The organism is Streptomyces zhaozhouensis (assembly GCF_900230195.1).
Lineage (GTDB): Bacteria > Actinomycetota > Actinomycetes > Streptomycetales > Streptomycetaceae > Streptomyces > Streptomyces zhaozhouensis.
The window spans coordinates 82,752-106,721 of record NZ_OCNE01000011.1 but is presented as its reverse complement, the minus strand read 5'-3'; the positions used below and the strand labels follow the sequence as shown (position 1 = coordinate 106,721).

At 73.6% G+C, this 23,970-nt stretch carries 21 protein-coding genes and 1 tRNA gene; 12 read left to right on the top strand and 10 right to left on the bottom strand.

What is annotated here, in order from left to right; all coding sequences use genetic code 11:
• Window positions 1–210: 210 nt before the first annotated feature.
• Genes CRP51_RS16670 through galU form a run of 5 tightly spaced genes read right to left on the bottom strand, consistent with a single transcriptional unit; the run spans window position 211 to window position 4,075 of the window.
• A complete protein-coding gene (locus CRP51_RS16670) occupies window positions 211–897 on the bottom strand; it encodes a GNAT family N-acetyltransferase (RefSeq protein ID WP_097232016.1) in 687 nt (228 codons plus the stop codon).
• A complete protein-coding gene (locus CRP51_RS16665; protein ID WP_097232015.1) occupies window positions 894–1,379 on the bottom strand; it encodes a MogA/MoaB family molybdenum cofactor biosynthesis protein in 486 nt (161 codons plus the stop codon). Before CRP51_RS16665 ends, CRP51_RS16670 begins: the two co-directional genes overlap by 4 nt.
• The gene (gene moaC / locus CRP51_RS16660; RefSeq protein ID WP_097232014.1) at window positions 1,376–1,855 is read right to left on the bottom strand and encodes a cyclic pyranopterin monophosphate synthase MoaC; all 480 of its coding nucleotides are present in this window, start codon (window positions 1,853–1,855) and stop codon (window positions 1,376–1,378) included. Before moaC ends, CRP51_RS16665 begins: the two co-directional genes overlap by 4 nt.
• A 23-nt stretch (window positions 1,856–1,878) precedes the next feature.
• On the bottom strand, window positions 1,879–3,171 hold the full coding sequence (gene glp / locus CRP51_RS16655; protein ID WP_245880625.1) for a molybdotransferase-like divisome protein Glp: 1,293 nt from the start codon (window positions 3,169–3,171) through the stop codon (window positions 1,879–1,881).
• On the bottom strand, window positions 3,164–4,075 hold the full coding sequence (gene galU, locus CRP51_RS16650; protein ID WP_097232012.1) for a UTP--glucose-1-phosphate uridylyltransferase GalU: 912 nt from the start codon (window positions 4,073–4,075) through the stop codon (window positions 3,164–3,166). The genes glp and galU overlap by 8 nt, the downstream gene beginning before the upstream one ends.
• A gap of 257 nt (window positions 4,076–4,332) precedes the next feature.
• Here galU and CRP51_RS16645 point away from each other — a divergent pair, with 257 nt between their 5' ends.
• Complete coding sequence (locus CRP51_RS16645; RefSeq protein WP_097232011.1) at window positions 4,333–4,944, top strand: 5-formyltetrahydrofolate cyclo-ligase; 612 nt, start codon at window positions 4,333–4,335, stop codon at window positions 4,942–4,944.
• Between the two features lie 49 nt (window positions 4,945–4,993).
• Here CRP51_RS16645 and CRP51_RS16640 read toward each other — a convergent pair whose 3' ends face one another.
• The gene (locus tag CRP51_RS16640) at window positions 4,994–7,768 is read right to left on the bottom strand and encodes a penicillin acylase family protein (RefSeq protein WP_097232010.1); all 2,775 of its coding nucleotides are present in this window, start codon (window positions 7,766–7,768) and stop codon (window positions 4,994–4,996) included.
• A gap of 180 nt (window positions 7,769–7,948) precedes the next feature.
• On the opposite strand from CRP51_RS16640, the gene CRP51_RS16635 reads away from it, so the two are divergent.
• The 4 genes from CRP51_RS16635 (at window position 7,949) to mscL (ending at window position 10,808) form a co-directional block, all read left to right on the top strand.
• Window positions 7,949–8,356: an FmdB family zinc ribbon protein gene (locus tag CRP51_RS16635; RefSeq protein WP_097232009.1), complete on the top strand. Its 408-nt coding sequence runs from the start codon at window positions 7,949–7,951 to the stop codon at window positions 8,354–8,356.
• Window positions 8,353–9,237 carry an S-methyl-5'-thioadenosine phosphorylase gene (locus CRP51_RS16630; RefSeq protein ID WP_097232008.1) on the top strand — a complete coding sequence of 295 codons (885 nt, stop codon included), beginning with the start codon at window positions 8,353–8,355 and terminating at the stop codon, window positions 9,235–9,237. Before CRP51_RS16635 ends, CRP51_RS16630 begins: the two co-directional genes overlap by 4 nt.
• A gap of 410 nt (window positions 9,238–9,647) precedes the next feature.
• Window positions 9,648–10,118 (top strand): RcpC/CpaB family pilus assembly protein, encoded by a 471-nt coding sequence (locus CRP51_RS16625; RefSeq protein WP_245880624.1) that lies wholly within the window; start codon window positions 9,648–9,650, stop codon window positions 10,116–10,118.
• Between the two features lie 132 nt (window positions 10,119–10,250).
• A complete protein-coding gene (gene mscL, locus CRP51_RS16620) occupies window positions 10,251–10,808 on the top strand; it encodes a large conductance mechanosensitive channel protein MscL (RefSeq protein ID WP_281259666.1) in 558 nt (185 codons plus the stop codon).
• Window positions 10,809–10,834: 26 nt separating this feature from the next.
• Here mscL and CRP51_RS16615 read toward each other — a convergent pair whose 3' ends face one another.
• From CRP51_RS16615 to CRP51_RS16600, 4 genes are all read right to left on the bottom strand, one after another.
• Window positions 10,835–11,494: an AMP-binding protein gene (locus CRP51_RS16615; RefSeq protein WP_097232006.1), complete on the bottom strand. Its 660-nt coding sequence runs from the start codon at window positions 11,492–11,494 to the stop codon at window positions 10,835–10,837.
• A gap of 336 nt (window positions 11,495–11,830) precedes the next feature.
• The gene (locus CRP51_RS16610; RefSeq protein WP_097232005.1) at window positions 11,831–13,366 is read right to left on the bottom strand and encodes an MFS transporter; all 1,536 of its coding nucleotides are present in this window, start codon (window positions 13,364–13,366) and stop codon (window positions 11,831–11,833) included.
• A 181-nt stretch (window positions 13,367–13,547) separates the two neighbouring features.
• Window positions 13,548–14,195: a TetR/AcrR family transcriptional regulator gene (locus CRP51_RS16605; RefSeq protein WP_097232004.1), complete on the bottom strand. Its 648-nt coding sequence runs from the start codon at window positions 14,193–14,195 to the stop codon at window positions 13,548–13,550.
• Window positions 14,196–14,545: 350 nt separating this feature from the next.
• Window positions 14,546–15,556: a sigma-70 family RNA polymerase sigma factor gene (locus tag CRP51_RS16600; protein WP_097232003.1), complete on the bottom strand. Its 1,011-nt coding sequence runs from the start codon at window positions 15,554–15,556 to the stop codon at window positions 14,546–14,548.
• Window positions 15,557–15,991: 435 nt separating this feature from the next.
• On the opposite strand from CRP51_RS16600, the gene CRP51_RS16595 reads away from it, so the two are divergent.
• From CRP51_RS16595 to CRP51_RS16565, 7 genes are all read left to right on the top strand, one after another.
• The gene (locus CRP51_RS16595; RefSeq protein WP_097232002.1) at window positions 15,992–17,572 is read left to right on the top strand and encodes an FtsW/RodA/SpoVE family cell cycle protein; all 1,581 of its coding nucleotides are present in this window, start codon (window positions 15,992–15,994) and stop codon (window positions 17,570–17,572) included.
• Window positions 17,573–17,601: 29 nt separating this feature from the next.
• The gene (locus CRP51_RS16590; protein ID WP_097232001.1) at window positions 17,602–18,789 is read left to right on the top strand and encodes a M20 metallopeptidase family protein; all 1,188 of its coding nucleotides are present in this window, start codon (window positions 17,602–17,604) and stop codon (window positions 18,787–18,789) included.
• 86 nt (window positions 18,790–18,875) lie between these two features.
• Window positions 18,876–20,471: a glutamate-cysteine ligase family protein gene (locus CRP51_RS16585; protein ID WP_097232000.1), complete on the top strand. Its 1,596-nt coding sequence runs from the start codon at window positions 18,876–18,878 to the stop codon at window positions 20,469–20,471.
• Window positions 20,468–21,820 carry an ergothioneine biosynthesis protein EgtB gene (egtB, locus tag CRP51_RS16580; RefSeq protein ID WP_097231999.1) on the top strand — a complete coding sequence of 451 codons (1,353 nt, stop codon included), beginning with the start codon at window positions 20,468–20,470 and terminating at the stop codon, window positions 21,818–21,820. Before CRP51_RS16585 ends, egtB begins: the two co-directional genes overlap by 4 nt.
• Window positions 21,820–22,587, top strand: coding sequence for an ergothioneine biosynthesis protein EgtC (egtC, locus tag CRP51_RS16575; protein ID WP_097231998.1), 768 nt, complete (start codon window positions 21,820–21,822; stop codon window positions 22,585–22,587). Before egtB ends, egtC begins: the two co-directional genes overlap by 1 nt.
• Window positions 22,584–23,570 (top strand): L-histidine N(alpha)-methyltransferase, encoded by a 987-nt coding sequence (egtD, locus tag CRP51_RS16570; RefSeq protein ID WP_097231997.1) that lies wholly within the window; start codon window positions 22,584–22,586, stop codon window positions 23,568–23,570. Before egtC ends, egtD begins: the two co-directional genes overlap by 4 nt.
• Before the next feature lie 34 nt (window positions 23,571–23,604).
• Window positions 23,605–23,677, top strand: a tRNA-Arg gene (locus CRP51_RS16565).
• Window positions 23,678–23,970 lie beyond the last annotated feature (293 nt).

Sequence of the window (23,970 nt, the reverse complement as noted above, 5' to 3'; positions counted from 1 at the left end):
GTTATCAAGTCGTCCACGCGTTCGGCTATCCGCGTGGCCTTCCTCACTCCGACGTCGGGTCGAACGTCGTACCGGTATGAAAGCCGTATTCCTGGCGGTGTGTCGTCGCGGTCACCCGCGAGTTCCGCGTGCGTTCGGTCGGGGCGCGAGTCGGGGTGTCGCGTTCCGGGCGCCCATCCGTTCTTCCTCTCGGAATTCGAACACATTTTCCTATTGTTGGGAAGGGTCCCGCGAGGGCCCCTCGGCGCCCTCGGACGCGCGCGGCGTCGCCGGCCCCTCGTCGGGCAGGGCGCTGTTCCGCTGACGCCAGCGGCGCACCAGGCCCTGGGGGACCTCCTCGGCCGTCAACGCGAAGACGAGGTGGTCGCGCCAGCCGCCGTCGATGTGCAGAAAGCGGGGGCGCAGGCCCTCCTCGCGGAATCCCAGTTTCTCCACCACCCGCCGGCTTGGCCCGTTCTCCGGGCGGATGCAGACCTCCACGCGGTGCAGTCCCAACGACTGGAAGCAGTGGTCGACGGCCAGCGCCACCGCCGTCGGCATCACGCCGCGGCCGGCGACGGAGCGGTCGACCCAGTAGCCGATGTGCGCCGAGCACATCGAGCCCCAGGTGATGCCGGCCACCGTCAACTGACCCGCCAGTTGCCCCTGGTACGTCACGATGAACGGCAGCATCCGCCCGGACTGCGCCTCCGCCCGCAGATGCCGCACCATCTGGCGGAACGTCGGCCGACGCGGCGCCAGATGGCCGTGCGGAGGGGGCGGGATGGTCGCCTCCCAGGGGCGCAGCCAGTCGCGGTTGCGCTGGTTGACCTCGCGCCAGGCGCGGTGGTCGCGCTGTCTGATGGGCCGCAGCCCCACCTCGCCGAGGGCCAACTCGACGCTCCAGGACGCGTTCACGACGGGTGGTCGCCGCCGCGCAGCTGGTCGACCGCGTGGCGCAGCAGCGGGCGCAGCACCGCGAGCCCGTCCCGTACGCCGCCGGTCGAACCGGGGAGGTTGACGATCAGGGTCCGTCCCGCGACGCCCGCCAGCCCGCGGGAGAGCGCCGCGGTCGGCACCTTCTCCCGGCCGGCGGCGCGGATCGCCTCGGCGATGCCGGGGACCTCGTGGTCGAGCACCGCGCGGGTGGCCTCCGGGGTCGCGTCGGTGGGGGAGATGCCGGTGCCGCCGGTGGTGAGCACCACGTCGTAGCCCTCGGCGACGGCGGTGCGCAGCGCCTCGGCGACCGGCTCGCCGTCGGGCACCACCCACGGCCCCTCGACGGCGAACTCCAGCTCCGCCAGGCCCTCGACCAGCAGCGGCCCGCCGGTGTCGGGGTAGACGCCGGCGGCGGCGCGCTGGGAGGCGGTGACGACGAGCGCCCGGTAGGGGCCGCTCATCGGGCCCGGCTCCAGTCGCCGGAGGCCCCGCCGGTCTTCCGTTCGACGCGGACGTCGGTGATCACCGCCGCCTTGTCGACCGCCTTCACCATGTCCACGACCGTGAGGGCGGCGACCGAGACCGCCGTGAGCGCCTCCATCTCGACGCCGGTGCGGTCGGTGGTGCGGACCTCGGCGGTGATCTCGACCGCGTCGTCGGCGACCTCCAGGTCGACCCGTACGCCCGAGACGGCCAGCGGGTGGCAGAGCGGCACCAGCTCGGGCGTGCGCTTGGCGCCCATGATGCCCGCGATCCTGGCCGTGGCGAGGGCGTCGCCCTTGGGCACTCCCGCGCCGCGCAGCAGGGCGACGACCTCGGGCGCGACCAGCACCCTTCCGGTCGCCCGCGCGGTGCGGTCGGTCGTCGCCTTCTCGGAGACGTCGACCATCCGAGCCGCACCGCTGTCGTCGATGTGGCTGAGACGAGGGGTGTTCATGACCGGTTACGGTACTCCTCCGCTCAGCCCAGCAGCACCACGGCGAACTCCCCGCCCGGGGCGGCCTCCGTGACCTGCTCGGGGATCTCGATCAGCGCGTCCGCCCGCGCCAGGGCCGCGACCAGGTGCGAGTCGGCGCGGCCCACCGGGCGCACCGTGCCTGGTCCCGTGCCGTCGGCCGGCGGCTCGTAGGCGCCGCGCAGGTACTGCCGCCGGCCCTCGGGGGAGCGCAGCGGGGCGTCCGCCACCAGCCGCGCCGTGGCGCGCGGGCGGCCGAGGGCGTCGGCCGGGTGGCCGGCCAGGGCGCGCAGCGCGGGGCGCACGAACAGCTCGAACGAGACATAGGCGGATACCGGGTTGCCGGGGAGCGCGAACAGCGGCGCGCGCGCCCGTCCGAGCAACCCGAAGCCCTGCGGCTTGCCCGGCTGCATCGCGAGCCGGCGGAACGCGACCGTGCCCAGCTCGGGGTCCAGGTCGGTCAACGCCTCCTTGACCACGTCGTACGCGCCGACGCTCACCCCGCCGCTGGTGACCAGCAGGTCGGCGCTGGCCAGCTGGTCCTCCAGCGTCGCCCGCAGCGTGCCGGGGTCGTCGGCGACGGCCGCGACCCGGTGCGCGAAGCCGCCGGCGTCCCTGGCGGCGGCGGCCAGCATGAAGCTGTTCGAGTCGTGGATCTGCCCGGGGCCCAACGAGGCGCCGGGCGGGACGAGTTCGCTGCCGGTGGAGAGCACGACCACGCGCGGGCGCGGCCGGACGGGCACGGTGCCGCGCCCCAGCGCGGCCAGCAGGCCGAGCTGCGGCGGCCCGAGGCGGGTGCCGGCGGTCAGGGCGACCGTGCCGAGTGCCGCGTCGCTGCCCCGGGGGCGCACGAACTGGCCGCGCGCCGGCGCGCGGTGGACCCGCACCTCGGGGCCGGCCGGGCCGGTCATGTCCACGGCCGGCCCGCCGCCGGCGCCGCCGTCCGTCCATTCGACGGGAACGACCGCGTCGGCGCCCGGCGGCAGCGGAGCGCCCGTCATGATCCGGGCCGCCTGGCCCGGTCTGACCTGGGGCAGCGTCCCGCTGCCGGCCGCGACCTCGCCGATCACGGTGAGCACCGCCGGATAGTCGTCGCACGCGCCGTCGAGGTCGGCGACGCGCACGGCGTAGCCGTCCATCGAGCTGTTGTCGAACGGTGGGAGCGCCGTGGGGACGGTCACGTCCTCGGTGAGCAGACAGCCCTGGGCGTCCAGCAGCGGCAGCTCGATGGGCTCCAGCGGGCGGATCGCGGTCAGCACGTCGGCCAGGTGCTCGTCGACGGACCAGATGTCAGTCAAGGCGCGGCAACTCCTCCGCCACATAGGTACGCAGCCAGGAGCGGAACTCCGGCCCGAGGTCCGGCCGTTCGCAGGCGAGCCGGACGATGGAACGCAGATAGTCGGACCGGTCGCCGGTGTCGTAGCGGCGGCCCTTGAAGGCCACGCCGTGCACCGGGCCGCCCAGCCCGGGGTCCGCCGCCATCGCCTGGAGCGCGTCGGTGATCTGGATCTCCCCGCCCCGGCCCGGCGCGGTCCTGGCGAGCACCCGGAAGACCGCCGGGTCCAGCACATAGCGGCCGATCACCGCGTACGAGCTGGGCGCCTCCTCGCTGCTCGGCTTCTCGACCAGGCCCGTCACCCGCAGCACGCCGTCGGGGGCCGGCTCGACCGCGGCGCAGCCGTAGAGGTGGATCTGCTCGGGCGCGACCTCCATCAGGGCGATCACGCTGCCGCCGTGCCGTTCCCTGACCCTGATCATCTCGGTGAGCAGCGGGTCGCGCGGGTCGATCAGGTCGTCGCCGAGGAGAACGGCGAACGGCTGGTCGCCGACGTGCGGTTCGGCGCAGAGCACCGCGTGGCCCAGGCCCTTGGGGTCGCCCTGGCGGACGTAGTGCATGGTGGCGAGGGCGGTGGACTCCTGGACGCGGGAGAGCCGTTCGCTGTCGCCCTTGCGGCGGAGCGCGTCCTCCAGCTCGTAGTTGCGGTCGAAGTGGTCCTCCAGCGGCCGTTTGTTGCGGCCGGTGACCATCAGGACGTCCGTGAGCCCGGCCGCCGTCGCCTCCTCGACCACGTACTGAATCGCCGGTTGGTCGACCACCGGCAGCATTTCCTTGGGTGTGGCCTTGGTCGCGGGCAGAAACCGAGTGCCGAGACCAGCGGCGGGAATGACAGCCTTACTGATCCGAGGGCGCGCTGAGGTCATGCCGGTCACTTTATCCACCTGGCCTGGGCGTTCCTGACACTTGCCCCGAGGGCGTCGTGTTGTGAACAGTTTTGGCGGGTGGGTTACCTGAGGGTTACGCCCCAGTGAGTGAATGGCGTGAGGGAAGGGACATTTGTGAAACGGGAAACACGGGAAGCGCCGCGGAACGGGCCGTCGCGGAACGGCGCGCCGCGAAACGGCACCCCGCGGAACGGGCCGACGCGGAACGGGAGCGGCGAGACGGTGGGAGCGGGCGGATGTCGGTGACCGAGCCGGCCAGGCTCAAGCGCGAGCTGCGGCGCGACCTGCTGGCGGTGCGGGCGGCGCTCGCCGGCGACGAGGTGGCGGGCGCCGGCGAGGCGCTGGCCGAACGAGCCCTGGAACTGCCGGAGTTGGCTGAGGCCGACACGGTGGCCGCGTATGTCTCGGTGGGGCGCGAGCCGGGGACCGGCGCGCTGTTGCGTGCGCTGCGCGAGCGGGGCGTGCGCGTGCTGCTGCCGGTGCTGCTGGCGGACGACGACCTGGACTGGGCGGAGTTCGAGGGCCACGGCCGGCTGGTGGAGTCGGAGCACGCCGGGCGCGTCCGGCTGCTGGAGCCGGCCGGGCGCCGGCTCGGACCCGAGGCCGTGACCTGGGCGGACGTCGTGCTGCTCCCCGGCCTCGCGGTGGACGCGCGGGGCGTCCGGATGGGGAGGGGCGGCGGTTCCTACGACCGCGCGCTGGCCCGGTTGGCCGACGCGGGCGCCGACCCCGCCCTGGTCGCGCTGGTCTACGGCCACGAAGTCGTCGACGTGCTGCCCGACGAACCCCACGACCGGCGCGTGCACGCGGCGCTCACCCCGGAGGGCGTGCACCGGTTCACGCGATGAGCCGGGCGCTCCGGCCCGGCTCGTCGCGCGCCCCTCCCGGGTGTCTCCGTCAGTCCCCGCCGGCGCCGGCGGGGGTCAGGGTGAGGGTGTTGGTTGACCGCTCGCTGACCGCCTCCCGGCTGCTGGGCCAGGGCAGATACTCGCCCCTGGCCCACAGGTCGGTCTGGTCGGTGTAGTTCGAGTGGTAGGCGTGGCCTGAGGCACCCGTCAGGTTGATCCAGAGCGAGTCGTCCAGGTCGTCCAGGTTGACGACCATCCGCATCGAGGGCACCCAGGTCACGTCGTAGCCGCCGGCCGCGTTCCAGCCGGTGGCGTCGACGGCGTCGGCGCCGCCCGACATGTTCCACGGGCCGCGGTTGAGCAGCCACTGGACCGGCCCCGGCCCCTCGGTGCCCAGGGTCTGGTTGTTGAGCATCAGCTGGTGCAGACGGCCCCAGCTCCAGGTGTCGATGTCCTTGCCCAGCTCGGCCGTCAGCTCCCAGCGGGCGTCACGCATCGCCCTGGTCAGCAGCTCGTCGCGGTTCTCGGCGCCGGGGCCCTCGCGGGTGGTCGGGGTGGTCCACCACTCGTTGTCCGGCTCTTCCAGCAGGCCGCTCACCACCTCGAACCAGCGGTCGCCGCCGTCGGGCTGGGCGGTCTCGGGGGAGCGCTCGCCGCACTCCTCGACCAGCCGCTCCTCGCCGTCCAGGTCCTCCATGGGCTCGGAGTCGTCGGCCGGCCGCACCCACAGGCACTGGTCCTCGACGCGCAGCTCCTTCGGCATCTTGTTGCCGAAGGCCAGCTTGAGGAGGTTGCGCCAGACCGCGTTGTAGTAGGCGGCGCCGGGGGAGTCGGAGTCCTGGCTGAAGTCCCAGCCCTCCAGCAGCTCCTGCGCCTCGCGGACATAGGCGTCGGAGATGTCGATCTCCAGCAGGTAGGGGACCAGCTCCTTGGCCATCTCGTTGCTGTTGTCCAGCTGGATGTCCTGCATGTCGCCCATGGAGATCTTGCCGCCGTCCTCGACGGTGGTCCGGATCAGGTCCTCGATCCGCTGGCTCCGGGTGCCGTAGCTCCAGTCCTCGGTCAGATGGTGGTCGTACTCGTCGGGTGAGATGACCGACTGGTTGGCGGTCACGATGTAGCCGCGCTCCGGGTTGAACTCCCAGGGCAGCTCCTCCTGGGGGATGAACCTGGTCCAGTCGTACGAGGAGTCCCAGCCCGGGGAGGGGTAACGGCCGTCGCCCGCGCCCCGAATCGGGATCTGCCCGGGGGTCTGGTAGCCGATGTTCCCCTCGGTGTCCGCGTAGATCAGGTTCTGCGCGGGCACGGCGAAGTCCTGGGCGGCGGCGCGGAACTCGTCCCAGTCCCGGGCCGCGTTCAGCCCGAAGACGGCGTCCATGGTGTTGGAGGGCTGGAGCGCCGTCCAGTTGAGCGAGACCGCGTAGCCGCTGCCCCGGTCGGGCGCGCCTGAGTCCACGGGGGCGCTGCCGCCGACCCCCTCCAACTCCTCGTGCCGGTCCGAGACGATGGGCCCGTTGACGGTGGAACGAACGGTGATCTCCCTGGTCTCCCCGCCGGCCACATGAATTTCCTCGGTCCGCGTGTCGTACGGAATCTGCTCACCGTCACGCACGTACTTGCCGTGGTCGAGCTTTTCCAGACGCAGATCGGTCACGTCGGCGCCGAGGTTGGTCAGCCCCCAGGAGATGTCCTGGTTGTGGCCGATGACGACGCCCGGCATCCCCGAGAAGGTGAAGCCGGAGACGTCGAACGGGCACTCCGCGCTCACCTCGGAGCAGTGCAGTCCCATCTGGTACCAGACGCCGGGCAGCGAGGGTGCCAGGTGCGGGTCGTTGGCCAGCAGCGGCTTGCCGGTGGTGGTGTAGTCGCCGTGCACCACCCACGAGTTGGAGCCGATGCCGGCGCCGTTCGTGCCGAGCAGCGCCGGGATGTCGTCCAGCGTCTGGGCGAGCGAGCCGAGTTGGGTGGTGACCCCGCCGGCGGCTTCCTCGATCCCGGTGCCGTCCCCGGTGCCCGTGCCGTCTCCGGTGCTCGTGCCCGTGCCGTCTCCGATTCCGGTGCCGTCCTCGACCGGAACGTACTCCCCGCCCCCGGCGTCGGCGTCGTCCGCGCCGTTCTCGGTCACGATCGGACGGTTCCGGTCGTACGGGTACTCCGGGTAAAGCTCTTCGATCTGCTCCGAAGTGAATCGTTCGGTCAGAAAGGCACGGTCGATCTCGTCCTCCATGTTGCCGCGGAGGTCCCAGGCCATGGCCTTGAGCCAGGCCACCGAGTCGACCGGTTCCCACTGGTCGGGGCGGTAGTCGTTGACCAGGTCGAGGGCCGCGTACTCGACGGAGAGCTCCTCGCCGCTGTTCTCGGCGAGATAGGAGTTGACGCCCTCGGAGTAGGCGACCAGAAACTCCTTGGTCTGTTCCGAGAGTTCGTTGTCGAACTCCTGCTGGGCGATCTCGTGCCAGCCGAGGGTGCGCAGAAAGGCGTCGGTCTCGACCTGTTCCTCACCGAACATCTCCGAAAGCCGTCCGGCGGTCATATGCCGCCGCACGTCCATCTCCCAGAACCGGTCCTGTGCGTGCACGTATCCCTGGGCGCGGAACAGGTCCGTGGCCGACTCGCTGTAGAGCTGGGGAATGCCGTTGGCGTCCCGCTCGACCGTCACGGGCGCGGACAGACCGTCGATCGCGATCTCCCCCGAGGTCTGGGGGAAGGAGGCGCGCACGGTGGAGACACTCCACCAGGCGCCGTAGCCGACACCGGCCACGAGCAGCACAACGAGCGCGATCACGATCAGACGACCGCGTCGCCTGGGCTTCTTGGCGGGCATCTCTGTCCTTCACAGGGCAGCTGAGAGGGTGGAAGCAACCATAGACATACGGCCACTGGGGTGAGCCTACGGGGAGCGTGACGACGGGGTCACAGGCGACTGCGGTGGACTTCCGGCACCGGAATGTTGCACGATGGGGCGTCGTTAGCACTCCACAGTGCAGAGTGCCAGGAGGAAGACGTGCCGACCTATCAGTACCAGTGCACCGCGTGCGACGAGGGCCTTGAGGTGGTGCAGAAGTTCACCGATGACGCGCTGACCGAGTGCCCCAGCTGCCAGGGGCGACTGAAGAAGGTCTACTCGGCGGTCGGCATCGTCTTCAAGGGCTCGGGCTTCTACCGCAACGACAGCCGTGGCGCGTCGTCCAGCGGCGGCTCCTCGGGCGGCTCGTCCGGCGGGGCCAAGAGCGACAAGGGCGGCGACTCGTCGGGCGGTTCCTCCGCGTCCTCGGGCTCGTCCGACTCCTCGGGTTCCTCGGGCTCGGGCGGCTCCTCCGGCTCGGGTGGCTCGTCGTCGGCCTCCTCCGGCGGTGCCGGGCTGACCAGCGGTCCCTCGAAGGGCTCAGGCAAGGCGGCCTCCGCCGCATGAGCGCGGCCGCCACCCCGGGGCAGGGGCCGGTCGCCCGTGGCGAGGGCGCCGTCGGACACACCGCCGAGATCGGCGTGATCGGCGGCTCGGGCTTCTACGCCTTCCTCGACGATGTGACCGAGATCACCGTCGAGACGCCCTACGGCGCGCCGAGCGACTCGCTCTTCCTCGGCGAGATCGCCGGGCGGCGGGTGGCCTTCCTGCCCCGGCACGGCCGCGGGCACCATCTGACCCCCGCCGGCATCAACTACCGCGCCAACCTCTGGGCGCTGCGGTCCGTCGGCGTCCGCCAGGTCCTCGGGCCGTGCGCGGTGGGCGGGCTGCGGCCGGAGTACGGGCCCGGGACGCTGCTGGTTCCCGACCAGTTGGTCGACCGGACCAAGAGCAGGCCCGGCACCTACTTCGACGGCGAGACGCGCCCCGACGGGGAGCGTTCCCAGGTGGTCCACGTCTCGCTGGCCGACCCCTACTGCCCGGTCGGGCGGCGGGTGGCGCTCGACGCGGCGCGCGGGCGTGACTGGGACGCGGCCGACGGCGGCACCATGTGCGTGATCGAGGGGCCCCGCTTCTCCACCCGCGCCGAGTCCCGCTGGCACGCGGCGCAGGGCTGGTCGGTCGTGGGCATGACCGGCCACCCGGAGGCGGCGCTCGCCCGGGAGCTGGAGCTCTGCTACACCTCGATGGCGCTGGTCACCGACCTGGACGCGGGCGCCGAGGCCGGCGAGGGGGTCTCCCACGCCGAGGTGCTGGAGGTCTTCGGGCGCAACGTGGGCCGGCTGCGGGAGGTCCTCTTCGACGTCGTCGCCGGGTTGCCGGAGCGGCGCGACTGCCCGTGCGGCTCGGCCCTGGGCGGTCAGGCCACGGGGATCGCGCTGCCCTGAGGGGGCGGCGGCCCCCGGGCGTGCGGTCCGGCCCCAACGACCCAGATTCCGGGCGGGGTTCGGCGATCCTTCCGTCTCGGAGGCGCCGCTGTGTGAGGTCTCCGTGTCGCTCGTTCGGGTGACAGGTTTTTCCACAGGTCCGGGGTTGTCCACAGGGCTCAGCGAGATCCGCGCGGAGCGTGCAGGGTGGCGCTGTGAACACGTTCGGTAAGCGTTCCCGCGGCCTCCTCCCGTCCTCCTCCACGCCCTCCGGGCCCGCCGTGGGGCGCGCTCGCCCACGGCCCTCGGGGGCACGTTCCGCCGCGCCGCCGGCGCCAGGACCGGAGGGCGTCGCGGTGCCGCCCTTCGCCCCGATCCGGACGCGGCGCGCGCGGCGCTGGCGATGGCGGCGCGCCCGGCGCGGACGGCTGGTGACCGGGGTCTCGGCGCTGGCGTGCGCGGCCGTGCTGACGTCGCTCTCCCAGGGCGGCTCTCGTGGGGCGCCGAGCGAGGAGCCCCAGGTCGGCGGCGGTGCGGAGGGTTCCGGCTCGCCGTCGGCCGCGCCCGCGCGCCGGCCGCCGGAGCCGAGGGAGGTCGAGCTTCCGCTGCGGGTCGCTGACCCGGGCGCCGTGGGGCTGCTGGCGGCCGGGGACCGGGTCGACGTCTACGCCGCGGAGGGCGGGCGGAGCGAGGGCGCACCGGGGGCCGTCGCGGGCGCCGAGGCGCGGCTGGTGGCCCGCGGGGCGCGGGTGGTCCAGGTGGGAGCGCCCTCCGATACGGCGGAGTACGGTGGCGTCGCGGACGGCCTCGGCGGGTGGCTGGTCGTCTCCGTCGACGGGGAGACGGCGGCGGGTCTCGCGGGCGCCGCTGCGGCTTCCCGGCTGGTGGTGGCCCGGTGGTGAGGGCGCTGGTGCGGCGATTGCTTGACTGGACAGCCCGTCGGCGCGTGAGGCACGGTGACCGCCACGGACAAGCGAGACACTACGGACCGCCCGGCGCCCCGCGCCCGGGCGAAGTGGCAGGAAGGCACCACGGTGAATCAGGAAGATCGGAGCGGCGAGCGCAGGCTGTCGGGCGTGCGGAACACCCTGGACGGCTTCAGGAACTTCCTGATGCGGGGGAACGTCGTCGACCTGGCGGTCGCCGTGGTCGTCGGGGCCGCGTTCACCAACATCGTGAACTCGGTCGTCGAGGGCGTGATCAACCCGCTGGTCGGGGCGTTCGGCACCCAGGACCTGGACGCGTACGAGTCCTGCCTGCGGGGCGACTGCGCGGCCGGCGAGGGCATCCCGATCCGCTGGGGTTCGGTGATCAGCGCCTCGCTGACCTTCCTGATCACCGCCGCGGTGGTCTACTTCCTGATGATCCTGCCCATGACCCGGTACCTGGAGCGCCGCAAGGCGAAGCAGCCGGTGGAGCCGGAGGGCCCGACCGACGTGGAGCTGCTGGCGCAGATCCGCGACGAGCTGGTGGCGCTGCGCGCGGGGAGCGCGGCCGAGGGCGGGGCCGTCGCGGTCGGCGCCCAGCGGTCGGCGCCCGCCCCGGAGACGGGCGACGGGCCCGGAGGGCAGGGCTCGGGCGACGCGAGGTAGCTCCGGGGCACGGCGGCCCCGGCGGTTCAGATGTGGTGCGGGGGCCGCTCGTTGATCAGCCGCATCAGGTTCCCGTCGGCGGCGTCCTCGGCCGGGCCGTCGCCCCAGCCGTGGTCGCTGTCGTCGGAGGAGCGGCCGCTGAGCGGGTCGTCGAAGACCAGCCGGTCGGCGCGGTCGTCGTCCAGGCGCATGTCGCTCATACGGCCAGGATAAGGCCGGGGCGGCAGGGTGCGGGGCCGCAGTTCCTCGTGCCACCAGCGGTCCCGCCCCGGCTCCCAGGGGACGGGCCGGGCGAGCTGCCTGACCACCAGCACGGTGCGGACGTCAGGGCAGTCGCCGAGGACGCGGTGCAGGGAGGTCTTGACCGGGTAGACCCGCTCGTCCATCTCGCAGGCGTCGGCGCAGACCACCACCCGGGCGCGGCAGTTGTTGAGCCGGTCCCGGACGAAGCCGGGGTTGTCGCCGAGGGGCAGGGTGATCCGCCGCGCGCCGATCTGGAGGCAGGCGAGGGTCACCACCACCGACTCCAGGCACATGGGCAGTTGCACGGCGACCGCGTCGCCGCTGTTCACCCCGTGCCGTCGCAGTGTGGCCCCGGCCTGTTCCCCGAGCCGCAGCAGTTGCGCGTGGGTGAGCACGTCCGCGGGGCCGGACCAGCGTCCCCTGCCCTGTTGATCTCCCGACATGGCACCAGACTCGTGGGTGGCGCTGGACGTTCGATAAACACGGCATCGACGCGGGTCCCGCCGTCGTTCATCGCCCGGCGCCCCCGCCTCGACCGCCGTGGGGCCGGGGCGGCGTCGCGGCCTTCGCCTCCCGGAGGGGCGGATGGCCCCGGAGCGTCGGCGCGCGTCCGGGACCATCGCACCTCCCACGCTGCCGCCCCCGGCCCCGCGTCGGCAACCGGAGCGGCCGGGCGGGCGGGGGCGGACGCGGGGGCGCCCGGCCCGGTCGGTGCACCGACCGGCGACCGCGCGCCCCGTGGCTGTCCCGGCGGGTGCCGGGCGTGGCCGCTTCCGGTGTCAGTGCGCCATGACAGGGGCGGGCTGCTGGTCTGCCTCGCCGTCGCCGGTGACCATCTGCCCCTGGCTCCTGGGGGCGTTGATCAGCGTGAAGGCGATCACGGCTGCCGTCGCCACGATGGCGAAGGCCCACCAGATGGCGACGCTGTACCCGTGCACCTCGGACTCCAGGCCCAGCCGCAGTTGCTCGGCCTCGTTGGAGGTCCCGGCGATCCTGGAGGCGAGGTAGCCGCTGCTGGCGCTGGCGGCGATGGTGTTCAGCAGGGCGGTGCCGATCGCGCCGCCGATCTGCTGGGCGGTGTTCACCATGGCCGAGGCCACGCCGGCGTCGGTCGGACGCACCCCGGAGGTGGCCAGGCTCATCCCCGCCATGAAGTTGGTGCCCATGCCCAGGCCGAGCAGCAGCTGGGCCGGCAGGATCACCCCGGCGTACGACGAGTCGAGGTCCAGCTGGGTCAGCCAGAGCATCCCGAGCGACGCGACGACCAGCCCGGATCCCATCAGATACCGGGGCGCGAACCTGGTCGTCAGCCGGGGGGCGATCTGGGTGGAGCCGATCACCATGCCCACCACCATCGGCAGGAAGGCCAGACCGGTCTCGACCGGGCTGTAGCCCCTGATCATCTGGAGGTACAGCGTCAGGAAGAGGAAGAGCCCGAACATCGCGATCACGGAGAGTCCGAACGCGAGATAGGTGCCGCCCCGGTTCCGGTCGGTGACCACCCGCAGCGGCAGCAGCGGCGCCTTCACCCGGGACTCGACGAGGACGAAGGTGATCAGCAGCACGGCGGAGGCGACGAAGCTGGCGACGGTCCAGGTCTCGGTCCAGTCCTCGTGCTCGGCGCGGCTGAAGCCGTAGACCAGGGCGACCAGGCCGAGGGTGGCCAGCAGCACGCCGGGGACATCCAGCGTCGAGCGGTTGCGGGCCTCGGCGGGTTCGCGGATGACCGTGACGGCGCCGACGATCGCGACCACGGCGAACGGGACGTTCACATAGAAGGTCCAGCGCCAGTCCAGGTACTCGGTGAGCGCCCCGCCGAGGAGCAGCCCGACGGCGGCGCCGGCGCCCGAGATCGCGCCGAAGACGCCGAACGCCTTGGCCCGTTCCCTGGCATCGGTGAACATCACGGTCAGCAGCGACAGCGCGGCCGGGGCCAGGAGGGCGCCGAAGACGCCCTGGAGCGCCCGGGCGCCGTACATCATCAGCTCGTTCTGGGCGGCGCCGCCGAGACCGGAGGCCAGGGCGAAGCCCACCAGCCCGGTGATGAAGGTGCGCTGCCGCCCCCACAGGTCGGCGATCCGCCCGCCGAAGAGCAGCAGGCCGCCGAACGCCAGGGCGTAGGCGGTGATGACCCACTGGCGGTTGCCCGCCGAGATGCCCAGGTCCTCCTGGGCGGTGGGCAGGGCTATGTTCACGATCGTGCCGTCGAGCACGACCATCAGCTGCGCGAGGGCGATGTAGAAGAGGGCCTGCCAGCGTCTGGGGTCGGCGCCGAGAGGCGGCGTCTTGTCCAGGGCGGCGTTCTGGGATGTCATCGGGCGTTTACCTCATATCGGGCGCATCGTGGGATGGCCGGAGTGACGGAAGTGGTGTGAGTGACGCGAAAGGACTGAGGGGCCGGACGGTGCCGGCGCGGGTTCTGAGAGGCGGTCCTGGTGGGTGAGACCGGTCGGCGACGGGAAACTCAGCGGTGAGTGGCGCCCCGTCCCGGCCCGGTCAGTGGCGTTCGTCCTTGAGGTCGGCCAACTGGATGGGTTCGCCGGGCAGTTGACTGCGCCTCGGCGTGCGCAGGCCGTCGAGGAAGATCTGGAGGTGGCGGCGGGCCATGTCGCCGTCCCGCACACAGGACTTGCCCGGCAGTGTGAGGGTGAGCCTGCTGAGGGCGATCAGCAGGTCCCCGGCGCCGACGTCGGCGCGCAGTTGGCCCGAGGCGTGAGCCCTGGCCAGCAGCTCCTCCGTGACGCGCAGCACCCGCTCGCGGCTGGCGGCCAGCTCCGGCCCGTCCACCTCGGTGGTGAAGCTGAGCAGCCAGCACAGCCCGCCGATGCGTTCCTCGGCCGAGTCGAGCACCATCCTGCTCAGCGCCTCGAACGGGTCGGTCTCGGCCTCCAGCGCCTCTCGGGCCCGCTCCGTGATCTGGTCGCTGACATGGATCAGCACATGGAGCAGAAGCGACTCGCGGTCGGGGAAGTGCCGGTAGAGCGTGGCGTTGCCCACGCCGGCGCGTCGAGCGATCTCGTCCAGGGCCACCTCGTGCCCCTGTTCGACGATGGCCTGCCGCGCCGAGGCGAGGATGCGTTCCCGGTTGCGCGCCGCGTCGGCGCGCAACGGGGCGCGCGTCGCGCCGGCGGTGCTGCTCTTCACGGGACTCCCCCGAAGTCGTGGCCGTGCGGTCCGCGCCGGTGTGGTGCGGGGTCGCGTGGCGATCAGTGCGGATATCAACAAGCGGGGAACCTCTCCCCACTTGCTCGGTCGCTGATCTCAACGGGGAGGGAGTCCCCGGTTATTTCGCCGGCCGCTGTGTCGCCCGTCACATCCGCGTCCGGACAGCGCTCGGCCCCGGTGCCGTGGGGCACCGGGGCCGTCGAGGAGCGCTCTCGCGCTCGGGTGGGCGCTGTCCGCCGCACCCGGCGGGGTCGGGGGACGGCCGTCGACGACGGGCGTCCCGTGGGGTCGGCGGGCGGGAAGCCGCCCGCCGGAGGTGGCGGCCGGTGTCAGGCCGCCGCGTCGAAGCCGGAGTCGTTGGCCATGCGCTTCAGCTCCAGCAGCGCGTGCTTCTCGATCTGCCGGATGCGCTCCCGGGTGAGGCCGTGCTGCTTGCCCACCTCGGTGAGCGTGCGCTCGCGCCCGTCCTCGATGCCGTAGCGCGCCCTGATGATGGCCGCCGTGCGCTGGTCGAGCCGGCCGATCAGGTCCTCAAGACCCTCCCGCCGCATCATCACCAGCACCGACTGCTCAGGCGAGGCGGCGGAGGTGTCCTCCAGCAGGTCACCGAACTGGGTCTCGCCCTCGTCGTCCACCGACATGTTCAGACTGACCGGGTCGCGCGCCCAGTCGAGCACGTCCTGCACGCGCTCCGGCGTGGAGCCCAGCTCCGAGGCCACCTCGGTCGGCTCCGGCTCGCGGCCGTGCTCGCGGTTGAACTCGCGCTGGACCCTCCGGATGCGGCCCAGCTCCTCCACCAGGTGCACCGGCAGCCGGATGGTGCGCGACTGGTCGGCGATCGACCGCGTGATCGCCTGCCTGATCCACCAGGTGGCGTAGGTCGAGAACTTGAAGCCCTTCGTGTAGTCGAACTTCTCCACCGCCCTGACCAGGCCGGCGTTGCCCTCCTGGATCAGGTCGAGCAGCGGCAGCCCGCTGCGCGGGTAGCGCCGCGCGACGGCCACCACCAGGCGGAGGTTGGACCGGATGAAGCTGTCCTTGGCGCGCTCGCCCTCGCGGACCAGCTCCTGGAGCTCCTCGCGCGAGGCGGAGGCCGAGGCCGCCCCCTCCGCCGGCTCCTCCAGCCCTTCCAGCAGGCGTCGCGCGTACAGCCCCGCCTCGATGGCGAGGGACAGCTCGACTTCCTTGGCCGCGTCGAGCAGCGGAGTGCGCGCTATCTCGTCGAGGTACATGCCGACGAGGTCGCGCTCCGTGGCATCGCTGCTCGCGCTGGACCGGACACTGCCCGTCGCGACACTGTCATCGGTGTCCTGACGCCGGGCGACGGCACGGGTTGCCATACGTGCTCCCTTGCGATTGCTCAATGGTGATCGCGGTGATCACACAGGGTCCTCCTCGGACCGGACCGGGATGCCCCCTTGCCTCCCAAGCCCGTAACGATCTAACGACGGGAATCCGGACAGAATTCCCAACCAGCGCATCCTTTTCTCAGCGATGGAGTACCCTGCCCGACCGCACCAGTCGTCTCGCTCCGGTGTCACACCGGGCTCACCCCCTCCCCACCCTTAGAAGACGAACGGGGCCAAGCGATAGTTGCTTTCGGGTACCCCCGGACCTCGTCGACATGCGTGCCGACACCTGTGCGGCCACGCGCCCCGCCCCCGCCGGGTGACGTGCCCAACGCCGCTGGGTAGGTTGCGGATCGGCGTTCGCCTCCACCCGGAGCGACGGCACGGGACCGTCGCCAGGTGTGCGGAACGACACATGGGGTGGGGATGGTTCGCAGCGGCACGCGCGGGGCGTACGCGCCCGCACGCCCGCCCGCGCGCCGGTGGCGCCGCCCGCGACGCGGCGGCCCCCAGCCGCCCCCCTGGGTCCTCGCCTGGATCGCCCGCCGCCGCCGCGTCGAACTCGGCCTGGTCCTCTTCGCGATCGCGATCACCGCCGCGGGCCACGCCGTCGTCGGCCTCACCCTCGACGAGCGGCTCCCGTCCGGGCTGCCCGCCCACACGCTGGGCCTCGGCGCGCTCGCCCTCGCCGCCCACCTCGTGGTGCGCCGTTTCGCGCGCTACGCCGACCCGTTGATCCTCCCCGTCACGGTGCTGCTGACCGGTCTCGGCCTGGTCCTGATAGACCGGCTCGACCACGCCTACGCCGTGCACCTCGCCGACGAGCCGTGGCAGGCGCAGCCCGTCGCGCCCGACCAGGTCCGCTGGGCCGTGATCGCGGTCTCGCTGCTGATGGCGACCCTGGTCACGCTGCGCCATCATCGGGCGCTCCAGCGTTACCCCTACCTCGGCATGGCCGTCGCGATGGCGCTGCTGATGGCTCCGGCGTTCTTCGGCGAGGACACCTACGGAGCGAAGCGCTGGATCACGTTCGGCTCGTTCTCCGTCCAGCCGGGCGAGTTCGTGAAGGTCATGATCGTCGTGTTCTTCGCCAGCTACCTCATGGCCAACCGCGACGCGCTCGCCCTGGTCGGCCGCCGGGTGTGGGGCGTCGCCCTGCCGCGCGGCCGGAACGTGGGGCCGATCCTCGCGGTGTGGGCGGTCAGCCTGGTGGTGCTCTTCTACGAGCGCGACCTGGGCACCTCGTTGATCTTCTTCGGCGTCTTCGTCGCCATGCTCTACATCGCGACCAGCCGCCCCGGCTGGCTCGTCTTCGGCGCGCTCCTCGCCGTGGTCGGCACCGTCACCGTCGCCGCGACCCAGGAGCACGTCCACGGGCGGGTCCGCGCCTGGCTCGACCCGATGGCGGCGTTCCTGCCGCCCGAGCGGCAGCCGTCCGGCGTCGTCTCCGACCAGGCCGCGCAGGCCCTGTTCAGCTTCGGCGCCGGCGAGTTGACCGGAACGGGACTCGGGCAGGGGCACTCCTGGCTGGTGCGGTTCGCCGGCCGCAGCGACTACATCCTGACCACGGTCGGGGAGGAGTTGGGCCTGTTGGGGCTGACCCTCGTGCTGCTGCTCTACGCGCTGCTGGTGCAGCGCGGGCTGCGGGCGGCGATGGTCACCCCCGACCCGTTCGGCAAGCTGCTGGCGGCCGGCCTGTCGACGGTGCTCGCGCTCCAGGTGTTCGTCATCGCCGGCGGGGTCACGGGCCTGATCCCGTTCACCGGCAAGGCGCTGCCGTTTCTCGCGCAGGGCGGTTCCGCGACGGTCGCCAACTGGCTGCTGGTGGCGCTGCTCATCCGGGTCAGCGACCGCGCCGGCCGCGCCGTGACCGAGCCCGAGGGGAACGCGACGATCATCATCCCCGCCGCGGCCGAGACGCCGCCGGCGCGCGGCCATCGCGCGGACCGCCCGGACCCGATCGTTCCCGGGCTCAGGACGAACGGACGCGAGCGACGCCGACGCTGAAACCGGTCAGAGTTGGGCAGAATCCCACGATGAACCTTCTCGACGACGCCAGGGCGATGAGCGACGATCTCGTTCGGCTCCGCCGTCAGCTGCACTCCATCCCCGAGATCGGCCTCCAACTGCCCAGAACCCAGGAGACGGTGCTGGCCGCGCTCGACGGGCTGCCCATCGAGACCACCACGGGCGCCGGGCTGACCTCCGTCACCGGCGTGCTCCGGGGCGCGCGCCCCGGGCCCACCGTGCTGCTGCGCGGCGACATGGACGCGCTGCCGGTGGCCGAACGCACCGGGCTGCCGTTCGCCGCCGAGGCCGAACGGATGCACGCCTGCGGCCACGACCTGCACACCGCCATGCTGGCCGGCGCCGCCCGGCTGTTGGCCGCGCACCGCGATCACCTGGCCGGCGACGTGCTGTTCATGTTCCAGCCGGGGGAGGAGGGGTACAACGGCGCCGGCCACATGCTGGACGAGGGCGTGCTGGAGGCCACGGGCGACCGCCCGCTCGCCGCGTACGCCCTCCATGTCCTCTCCCACTCCTGGCCCGCCGGCGTCTTCACCGCCAGGGGCGGGCCGGCGATGGCCGCGTCCAGCGTGCTCAACGTCACGGTGCGCGGCGCCGGCGGCCACGGCTCGGCGCCGCACCGCTCGCTGGACCCGATCCCGGCCGCCTGCGAGATGGTCACCGCGCTCCAGACCTGGATCAGCCGGGCCTTCGACGTCTTCGACCCCGTCGTGCTCACCGTCGGCCGCTTCCACGCCGGCACGGCGACCAACATCATCCCGGACGACGCGCGCTTCGCCGCGACCGTCCGCAGCTTCTCGCACGAGGCGAGGACACGGCTGGCCGAGGGGCTGGTCGCGGTCTGCGAGGGCGTGGCGGCGGCCCACGGGCTGGCGGTGGACGCGGAGTTCGTCGAGCAGTACCCGGTCACCGTCAACGACGCCGCCGAGACCGCGTTCGCCGCCGACGCGGTGCGGGAGGCGTTCGGCGAGGAGTGGTTCGCGCCGATGGAGAGCCCGCTGACCGGCGCGGAGGACTTCTCACGGGTGATCGACGAGGTGCCGGGCGCCATGGTCTTCCTGGGCGCCACCCCGGAGGGCGCCGACCCGGAGACCGCGCCGACGAACCACTCCCCGCTGGCCGCGTTCGACGAGTCGGTGCTGGCGCGGGGCGCCGCGCTCTACGCGGAGCTGGCCGTGCGCCGACTGGCCGTATAGCACCCGGCAGGTCGCCCCCGGCCGCCCTACCGTGATCCCATCGGCCCGGAAAATCGGGTCAGAACGGATCAAGGAGGGCGTCCGGGATGGCCTCGGAAGCGTCGCGCCCCGCGCACACCCCCGACCCCGCGCGCACCCCCGACGACCCCGCGCACACCCCCGACCGGCCGCGTTGCGGTGACGCGCCGCGTCCTTCCGACGTGCCGCGTTCCGCCGGCCCCGTCGGCCCCGTCGGCCCTGCCGGCCCCGCCGGCGCCCCCGACCGCTCCGACGAGGGCGCGCGCCCGCTGGGCGAGTCGGAGGCGCTCGCCCACGTCGCCGCGCGCTGCCTCACGCCCGGCCCGCCGACCCGCACCGGCGTCGAGCTGGAGTGGCTGGTGCGCCGCCGCGACGACCCGGCCGCCGCCGTGCCGCCCGACGCCTCCGGCGCCGCCCTCGCCCGCCTCACCGGCGGCGGCCGGCTGCCGGGCGGCGGGCGGTTGACGCGGGAGCCGGGCGGCCAGGTCGAGATCAGCAGCGCGCCGGCCGCGTCGCTCGCCGCCTGCGTCGCCGCCACCCGGGCCGACCTGGAACGCCTCCGCGCCGCGCTCGCCGACGCGGGTCTGGCCGCCGGCGGCCTCGGCCTCGACCCGTTCCGCGACCCGCCCAGGGTGCTCGACCACCCGCGCTACCGCGCGATGGAACGGTTCTTCGACCGCCAGGGGCCCGCCGGCCGGCTGGTCATGCGCGCCACCGCCTCCGTGCAGATCAGCCTGGACGCCGGCGAGGACACGGAGGGGCCCCACGGCTACCGCGCCCGCTGGGTGCTGGCCCACCGGCTCGGGCCGGTGCTGACCGCCGCCTTCGCCAACTCGCCGCTCCGGCTCGGCCGCCCCACCGGCTGGCGCTCCACCCGGCAGGCGCTGTGGGCCCGCGTCGACCCCGGCCGTACCCGCCCCGCCACCCCGGGTGACGCGGACGGCGAGGATCCCCGTGCCCTCTGGGCCCGCTACGCCCTGGACGCCTCGCTCCTCTGCGTGCGCCGCCCGGCGCCCGCGAGTTGGAACGCGCCCCCCGCCCACTCCTTCCGCTCCTGGCTGCGCGGCCGGGACACCGGGGACGGCCGGGGCACCGGGGGCCGCCGGCCCCTTTCGCCCGGGGCCGCCGGAGCGCCGGCCGACGCCGGGCCCCACGCGCCCGGCAGGGACGACCTCGACTACCACCTCGGCACGCTCTTCCCACCGGTGCGCCCACGCGGCTGGCTCGAACTGCGCATGATCGACGCCCAGCCCGACGACGGTTGGATCGTTCCGCTGGCCGTCGCCGCAGCGCTGATGGACGACCGGCGGGCGGCCGAGGCCGCCTGGCGCGCCACCGAACCACTCACCCGCGGGCGCGCGCTCCCCGCGCTCGACGTCTGGCTGCGCGCCGCCCGCCACGGGCCCTCCGACCCCGAGATCGGCCCCGCGGTCCGCGCCTGCTTCGCCGCGGCCGACGCGGCCCTCGCCCGGCAGCCGGGCGCGCGCGAACTCCGCGACGCGGTCGGCGCGTTCGCCGACCGTTACGCCGAGCGCGGCCGCTGCCCCGCCGACGACCAGCTGGACGCGCTCGAAGCGCGCGCCCCCGGCCGCACGGCCCCCACCGCACCGCAGGGACGCCGACGCCACCCCCGTCGGCTCGCCGCCCAGGAGGCAACCGAATGACCCAGACCCCCCTCGCCCCCTCGCCCCCGCCCCCCTCACCCGCGCGCCCCATCGAGCCCGCCGCGCTGGCCGCGGCCCTGCACGCCGCCCGGCTGCGCACCCACGACCTCACCGACTGCCTGCCGGAGAGCGAACTCGCCGCGCAGCACTCCCCGTTGATGTCCCCCCTGGTCTGGGACCTGGCCCACATCGCCAACCAGGAGGAGATCTGGCTCCTCCGTCGTGCCGGCGCGCGCGCCCCGTTGCGCGCCGATCTCGACCACTCCTACGACGCGTTCCGCCACGCGCGCCGCGACCGCGCCGCCCTGCCGCTGCTCCCGGCGGCCGAGGCCCGCCGCTACGCGGCCGAGGTGCGCGCCCACGCCCTCGACGTGCTCGCCGAGGCCGGGCCCCAGCAGGCGTTCTTCTTCGCGATGATCGCCCAGCACGAGCAGCAGCACGACGAGACCATGCTCGCCACCCATCAACTGCGACGCGGACACCCCGTGCTGCACGCCCCCGCGCCCCCGCGCGCGCCCCATGGCGAGAAGCTTCCCGCCGAGGTCCTCGTACCGGCCGGCCCGTTCACCCTCGGCACCGACCCCGCGGACGACCCCTGGGCGCTGGACAACGAACGCCCCGCCCACCGGCGCGAGCTCCCCGCGTTCTGGCTGGACACCACCCCCGTCAGCAACGCCGCCTACCAGGAGTTCATCGCCGCCGGCGGCTACCACGAGGCGCGCTGGTGGCACCCCGACGGCTGGCTCCACCGCCGCCAGGCCAACCTCACCGCGCCCGCCTACTGGTACCGCGACCTCGACGGCCGCTGGCTGCGCCACCGCTTCGGCCGCGTCGAACCCGTCCCGCCCGACGAGCCCGTCCTCCACGTGACCTGGTACGAGGCCGACGCCTACGCCCGTTGGGCCGGACGCCGGCTGCCCACCGAGGCCGAGTGGGAGAAGGCCGCCCGCCACGACCCCGCCACCGGCCGCGCGCTCCGCCACCCCTGGGGCGACGCACCCGCCGCGCCGCACCACGCCAACCTCGGCCAGCGCCACCTGCGCCCCGCCCCCGTCGGCGCCTACCCGGACGGCGCCGCGCCCTGCGGCGCGCGCCAACTCCTCGGCGACGTCTGGGAGTGGACGTCCACGGAGTTCGACGGCTACCCGGGCTTCGTGGCGCAGCCCTACCGCGAGTACAGCGAGGTCTTCTTCACCGCCGGCTACCGCGTGCTGCGCGGCGGCTCGTTCGGCACCGACCCCGTCGCCTGCCGCGCCACGTTCCGCAACTGGGACCTGCCGGAACGCCGCCAGATCTTCGCCGGCTTCCGCACCTGCCGGGACGCCGACCCGGCCACGGGCGCCGGCTGATGTGCCGCCACCTCGCCTACCTCGGCCCGCCCCGGTCCCTCGCCGAACTGCTCACCACCCCGCCGCACAGCCTCTACGAGCAGTCCTGGGCGCCCCGACGGCAGGCCGGTGGCACGATCAACGCCGACGGCTTCGGCATCGGCTGGTACCCGCCGGACGACGGGGCGGGTCCGGTGCGCTACCGCCGCTCCGTCCCGGTCTGGGCCGACGCCAACCTGCCGGGACTGGCCGGCCTGCTGCACAGCGGCGCCGTGCTGGCCGCCGTCCGCTCCGCCTCGCCCGGGTGCGGCCACGACGAGGCGGCGGTCGCCCCGTTCGCGCTCGGGCGCTGGCTGTTCAGCCTCAACGGGCGGATCGACCGCTGGGAACACCTCCCCGCCGACCTCGACGAACCCCTCACCGCCGCCGAACTCCTCGGCGTCGAGGGCCGCTGCGACGCCGCGCTGCTCTGGCTGATGCTCGCCCGCCGCCTCGTCGCGGGCCGCCCGGCGGCCGAGGCCGCGGCCGAACTCGTCGCCCGCGTCGCGGCCGCGCGCCCCGGCGCCAGGATCAACCTGCTGCTCACCGACGGCCACACCGTCACCGCCACCCGGCACGGCGACAGCCTCTGGTACCGCGCCGCGGACGAGCAGGTGACCGTCGCCTCCGAGCCGGTGCCCGACCAACCGGGCTGGCGCGAGGTCCCCGACCGCTCCCTGCTCCGCGCCAGCCGCACCTCGGCGGCCGTCGACCCGCTGCCCGCCCTCGCCACGAGAGGAACCCGATGACCACCAGCCCCACCGTCCACGACACCCTCCCCGACGACCACTTCGTCCGCGCCCTCCACGACGACGTGCGCGCGGGGCTGACCGCCGACCCCAAGGTTCTGCCGCCCAAGTGGTTCTACGACGAGCGGGGCAGCGAACTCTTCACCCGCGTCACCCGGCTCCCCGAGTACTACCTGACCCGTGCCGAACGCCAGATCCTGCGCGCCCACGCGCCCGACATAGCCGCCCAGACCAGGGCCAGAACCCTGGTCGAGCTGGGCTCCGGGTCGTCCGAGAAGACCCGCACCCTGCTGGACGCGCTGACCGCCGGCGGAACCCTACGCCGCTACGCGCCCGTCGACGTCTCCCGCACCGAGCTCGCCGCGGCCGCCGCCGCGCTGACCGACGCCTACCCGGGGCTCGAAGTGACCGCGACCGTCGCCGACTTCGACCGCGAGCTTCCCCTTCCCGAGGGCCCGGAGCCCCGCCTCGTCGCGTTCCTCGGCTCCACCATCGGCAACTTCGACCCCGCCGACCGCGCCGCCTTCCTCGGCCGCCTCGCCGCCGCCCTCACCCCGAACGACGCGGTCCTGATCGGCGCCGACCTGGTCAAGTCCCCGGCGACCCTGGTCCGCGCCTACGACGACGCGCAGGGGGTCACCGCCGAGTTCAACAAGAACCTGCTGCGCGTCCTCAACCGCGAACTCGGCGCCGACTTCGACCCCGGGGCCTTCGACCATCTCGCGGTCTGGAACGAGAACGCGGAACGCGTCGAGATGTACCTGCGCGCCCGGTTCGGGCACACGGTCAGGCTGCCCGCGCTGGACCTCTCCGTCGCCTTCGCCCAGGGCGAGACGCTGCGCACGGAACTCTCCGCCAAGTTCCGCCGCCCCCGCCTCTCCACCGACCTCAACCGCGCCGGCCTCACCCCCACCCACTGGTGGACCGACCCCCAGAACCGCTTCACCCTCCTCCTGGCCCGCCCCACCGACCAGACCGGCTAGACTGACCGCCGCGAGGCGCGAAGCGCGCCTCCGCGCCTCAGTAGCTCAGGGGATAGAGCACCGCTCTCCTAAAGCGGGTGTCGCAGGTTCGAATCCTGCCTGGGGCACAAGCGCAAACGCCCCGGACCGATCATGGTCCGGGGCGTTTGACCGTTGGGGCACCGGCGTGCCCTCGGCCCTGGCCTGGCCTGGCTGTCCGGCGTCGCGTCGCACCGCGTCACGCCGGCGCGGAAGGGGGCGTGGGCGGCGGCGCGTTGGCGCGGCCTCTGCAAGAACTTGCGAACCCTTCGCCACTCGTCGCAGCCCGTGGCGGCCTCGCGCGAACTGTTTACAGCGTGGGCCAGGGCTCATACGATGCCGCAAGTTTCTGCACAGACTTGCGGAAACGGCCGCTGGCGCG